At 67.0% G+C, this 1,553-nt stretch carries 2 protein-coding genes; one reads left to right on the top strand and one right to left on the bottom strand.

Annotation, left to right across the window (positions count from 1 at the left end; genetic code table 11):
• Positions 1-77: DUF3145 family protein (locus AC5RWX_RS33140; RefSeq protein WP_494100403.1), on the top strand; the 77-nt coding region annotated here is incomplete at its 5' end.
• A gap of 134 nt (positions 78-211) precedes the next feature.
• Here the strand turns inward: AC5RWX_RS33140 and AC5RWX_RS33135 are convergent.
• Positions 212-1,447 carry a beta-ketoacyl-[acyl-carrier-protein] synthase family protein gene (locus AC5RWX_RS33135; RefSeq protein WP_494100402.1) on the bottom strand — a complete coding sequence of 412 codons (1,236 nt, stop codon included), beginning with the start codon at positions 1,445-1,447 and terminating at the stop codon, positions 212-214.
• Positions 1,448-1,553: the final 106 nt, after the last annotated feature.

Raw genomic sequence — 1,553 nt, 5'->3', positions numbered from 1 at the left:
CCTGGGACGAGGAGCTCGAACCGTTCCGCCACGCTGCCGAAGGCGCTCCAGTCCGCTGGCTCCACCAGGTGGGCTGACCGCTTAGCCCACAGCCGCCGTCGTTGGTTCCGTAGGGGAGCGACACAGGAAGCAATCTCCATAGCAACAAAGGAGGCCCCGCCAGCCGGCGGGGCCTCCTCCGTAGTGCGGGCGGCAAAGCCCGGAGCAGAAACTACACGCTGCGCACAGCAATCACGGCGTTGTGTCCGCCGAAGCCGAAGGAGTTGCTCAGAGCCACGATGTTTCCGGCTGGCAGGTCACGGGCGGACGTGACCACGTCGAGCGGGATCTCCGGATCCTGGTTCTCGAGGTTGATCGTGACCGGCGCCTTCCGGTCGTAAACAGCGAGCACCGTGAGCACAGCCTCAACGGCACCGGAGGCGCCCAAAAGGTGCCCCATCTGCGACTTGGTGGCGGAAACCGCAACATTGTCGATGTGGTTGCCAAGTGCTGTGCGGAGGGCCGTGTACTCCGGCTTGTCCCCAACGGGAGTGGAGGTGGCATGGGCGTTGACGTGGACCACGTCCTCGGCCTGGATTCGGCCGTCGAACATCGCCGCCTTGAGTGCACGGGTTGCGCCGAGGCCTTCCGGGTCCGGGGCCGTGATGTGGTAGGCGTCAGCGGTCACGGAGGTGCCGGCGAGTTCACCGTAGATCCGGGCACCGCGGGCCAGCGCGTGTTCCTCGGCTTCGAGGACCAGTGCGCCGGCACCTTCACCCATAACAAAGCCGTCACGGCCCAGGTCGTACGGACGGGAAGCCCCCTGGGGGTCATCGTTGCGGCGTGACAGGGCCTGCATGGAAGCGAACGCAGCCAGGGGCATCGGGTGGATGGCTGCTTCGGCGCCGCCGCACATCACCACGTCTGCCTTGCCCGAGCGGATCAGGTCCAGGCCCAGGTGCAGGGCTTCGGTGCCGGAGGCGCAAGCGGATACCGGGGTGTGGGCGCCTGCGCGGGCGCCGAGGTCCAGGCTCACGGCAGCCGCAACGCCATTGGGCATCAGCATGGGAACGGTCATGGGGAGAACGCGGCGGGGGCCTTTTTCCTTCAGCGTGTCCCAGGCGTCAAGCAGGGTCCAGACGCCGCCGATGCCGGTGGCGAAGGCAACAGCCAGCCGGTCCTTGTCGAACTCGGTAATACCGGAGTCGGCCCAGGCTTCGCGCGCCGCGATGACGCCGAATTGCGTGGAGGGGTCCATCCGCTTGGCTTCGACCCTGCTGAGTACCTCGACGGCAGGCGTGCTGCAGCGGGCGGCGAAGTGGACGGGAAGCTCGTACTTGGCAACCCAGTCGTCCTCCAGGGTGCGGGCACCGGAGACCCCCTTGAGCGCGTTGGTCCACATCGTGGGTACATCGCCGCCGATGGGCGTGGTGGCACCCAGACCGGTGATGACTACTTTGCGTGTCATGGGATCACTCTTTCCTCGGTGGGGATTCCGGCTCCGGCTTTCCGGAGGGTCCCGCGTAGTGGTGGTCGGCCCCCTTGCGGGTGGAGCAGGGCGCCGGAAAAATGCG

Source organism: Arthrobacter sp. SPT-J7 (assembly GCF_059089965.1).
Note: the sequence above shows the minus strand (reverse complement) of the source record. Positions and strands in the feature narration are given on the sequence as shown.